2 protein-coding genes and 2 pseudogenes are annotated in these 2989 nt (G+C 71.0%); 2 read left to right on the top strand and 2 right to left on the bottom strand.

Annotated elements, in window-relative coordinates:
- Positions 1 to 197: pseudogene (locus AB0H87_RS40100) on the top strand (hypothetical protein); the annotation flags it as partial.
- Here AB0H87_RS40100 and AB0H87_RS40095 read toward each other — a convergent pair.
- Complete coding sequence (locus tag AB0H87_RS40095) at positions 198 to 1208, bottom strand: alcohol dehydrogenase catalytic domain-containing protein (protein ID WP_360158535.1); 1011 nt, start codon at positions 1206 to 1208, stop codon at positions 198 to 200.
- Between the two features lie 137 nt (positions 1209 to 1345).
- Here AB0H87_RS40095 and AB0H87_RS40090 point away from each other — a divergent pair, with 137 nt between their 5' ends.
- A complete protein-coding gene (locus AB0H87_RS40090; protein WP_360158532.1) occupies positions 1346 to 2689 on the top strand; it encodes an NAD(P)/FAD-dependent oxidoreductase in 1344 nt (447 codons plus the stop codon).
- Here AB0H87_RS40090 and pstB read toward each other — a convergent pair.
- Positions 2670 to 2989, bottom strand: a pseudogene (pstB, locus tag AB0H87_RS40085) (phosphate ABC transporter ATP-binding protein); the annotation flags it as partial. The gene AB0H87_RS40090 and the pseudogene pstB sit on opposite strands and share 20 nt — an antisense overlap.

Raw genomic sequence — 2989 nt, 5'->3', positions numbered from 1 at the left:
CCTCAACGCCGACGAGACCGGTTCGCACACGCCCGGCATCTCCGCCGCCTGTGCCGAGTGGCTGGCCACCAACACGCCCATCTCGGGGTTCGGGGACCCACGTCTCGGCCGTCCTGACGAAGCTCGACCTGCGCGACCGGGTCCAGGCGGCGGTGTTCGCCTACGAGAGCGGCCTGGTGCGGCCGGGCACGCCGTGATCAGAAGACGATGATCGAGCGCTTGCCGGGATGTCCCTTGGCCATGGTGTCGAGGGTGGCGTTGACGTCCCGCAGCCCGATCGGGGTGTAGTCGGGCACGATCCCGTGCGCCGCCGAGAACGCGAGGGTCTCGCGCGCGTTGTGCGGTGAGCCGGACGGGTTGAACATCACGTGCGGGCGCCGCAGCGGCAGCGTGCCGGTGGGCAGGCTCAGCGGCTCGGGCCCGTAGCCGCAGAGCACGAGCGTGCCGTCCGGAGCCAGGCCGGAGTACACGGCCGCGGCGGCGGAGGTCGACGGCGCGGCGTTGAGGATGACGTCGGCGCCGCCGTCCCAGGCCGCCAGGGCCTCGCCGGGGTCGCGGCCCGCGGTGGCGATGAACAACTCGGCGCCCAGCTCCCGGGCGGCGGCCTCGCCGCGGTCCGACCGGCCGACGGCCGCGACCCGGGCACCCATGGCGACGGCGTACCGGACCGCCAGCGTGCCGAGCGTGCCGCTGGCGCCGATCACCGCGACCCGCGAGGTGGCCGCGATCCCGGCCTGCCGCAGGCCGTTGAACGCGGTCAGCCCGGCGCACATCAGCGGCGCCGCCGCGACCGGGTCGAGGCCGTCCGGCAGCGGGCTGACGAAGTCGGCCTTGAGCACGGCGTACCCGGCGTACCCGCCGTCGAAGTCGATGCCCGTGAAGCGCTTGTGCGGGCAGAGGATCTGCTCGCCGCGCACGCAGTAGTCGCAGCGCCGGTCGGAGTCGCCGAGGATCTGCGCGCCGACCGTCAGGCCGACCGGCGGGAACGCGACGCCGGTGCCGACCGCGGCGACCACGCCGATGATCTCGTGCCCGGGCACGACGGGGAAGCGCGCGCCGGGCCAGTGACCCTGGAGGACGTCGAGGTCGGTGTAGCAGACGCCGCACGCGGTGACCTTGACCAGCACCTCACCGGGGCCGGGGTCGGGCACGTCACGCTCGACGAACGTCAGCGGCTCCTGGACCGCCTCGGCAACGGCTGTCAGCATGGATTACCTCGCTTATGCCACTTTTGTCGCGATATTACTGCGCGGGACGCGTTCACAACGGGACAGGCCGAGCCGCTAACGTCACAGATCAACGCGCTACCCGGTCATAACTGGTGACTTCGAGAGAAGGGGCCCACGTGCGTACGATTCTTGTGGTCGGTGGCGGTTATGCCGGTTTCTACACGGCCTGGAAGCTGGAGAAGAAGCTCCGGCGCGACGAGGCGCGGGTCATCGTCGTCGACCCGCGGCCGTACATGACATATCAGCCGTTTCTTCCCGAGGTGCTGGCCGGCTCGGTCGAGGCCCGGCACGCCGCGGTCTCGCAGCGCCGGCACCTCCGCCGCACGAAGCTCGTCTCCGGCACGGTCGTGCGCGTCGACCACGCGCACAAGACGGCCATCGTCCGGCCGACCGACGGTCCCGAGTTCACGATCGCGTACGACGTCATCGCCATCACGGCCGGCGCGGTCACCCGGAAGCTGTCGATCCCCGGCGTGGCGGACCAGGCGATCGGCATGAAGCACGTCGAGGAGGCCGTGGCGATCCGCGACCGCCTGCTGACCAACTTCGACCGGGCCTCGACGATGGAGCCGGGCCCGCTGCGCCGGCGGCTGCTCACCGTGACGTTCGTGGGTGGCGGCTTCTCGGGCGTCGAGGGCTTCGGCGAGCTGCTCTCGCTGGCGACGGCGCTGACCAGGGCGTACCCGGAGATCGACCGTTCCGAGCTGGGCTTCCACCTGGTGGAGGCCCGCGACCGGATCCTGCCGGAGGTCACCGACGAGCCGGGCCGGTGGGTGGTGCGGTCGCTGGAGGAGCGCGGCGGGCACGTGCACCTCAACGCCCAGCTGGTGTCGGCGGTCGACGGTCACGTGGTGCTCTCCAACGGCGAGGAGTTCGACTCGGACCTGATCGTGTGGACCGTCGGCAACGCCGCGAACCCGATGGTGCGCAGCATGACCGACCTGCCGATCGACGCCGGCGGCAAGCTCATGGTCCGGGCCGACCTGCGGGTGGGCAGCGACAGCGAGCCGGTGCCCGACGCGTGGGGCGCGGGCGACGACGCCGCGGTGCCGGACCTGGCCATGCCGGGCTCGGCGACGGTGCCGAACGCACAGCACGCCGTGCGGCAGGGCAAGCTGCTGGCCCAGAACATCGTGGCCAGCATCCGCGGGCGGAAGGTCAAGCGGTACAAGCACCACAGCCTGGGCACGGTCGCCACGCTGGGCCTGGGTCGCGGGATCTTCCAGTACAAGCGCATCGTCATCAAGGGCTTCCCGGCGTGGCTGATGCACCGCGGTTACCACGTGCTCGCGGTGCCGAGCTGGGAGCGCAAGTTCCGGGTGCTGGCGGTCTGGCTGACGGCCGTGGTGTTCGGCCGCGACATCGTCTCGCTGGCCTCGGTGCAGGACCCGCGCCGCGCCTTCGTCAGCGAGGACCAGGTCGCCGCGCCGGCCACCCTGGTCAGCCGAAGCGACCCGTGATGTAGTCCTCGGTCCGGCGCTGGCCGGGGGCGCTGAAGATCTTCTGGGTCGAGTCGTACTCGATCAGCCGACCCGGGTCACCCGTCTTGTCGATCGAGAAGAACGCCGTGCGGTCCGAGACCCGCGCCGCCTGCTGCATGTTGTGCGTCACGATGATGATCGTGTAACGGTCCTTCAGCTTGAACATCAGATCCTCGATCGCCAACGTCGAGATCGGGTCCAACGCCGAACACGGCTCGTCCATCAACACCACCTGCGGCTCCACCGCGATCGTCCGCGCGATGCACAACCGCTGCTGCT

This window comes from Asanoa sp. NPDC050611 (genome assembly GCF_040654855.1).
Lineage (GTDB): Bacteria > Actinomycetota > Actinomycetes > Mycobacteriales > Micromonosporaceae > Asanoa.
Note: the sequence above shows the minus strand (reverse complement) of the source record. Positions and strands in the feature narration are given on the sequence as shown.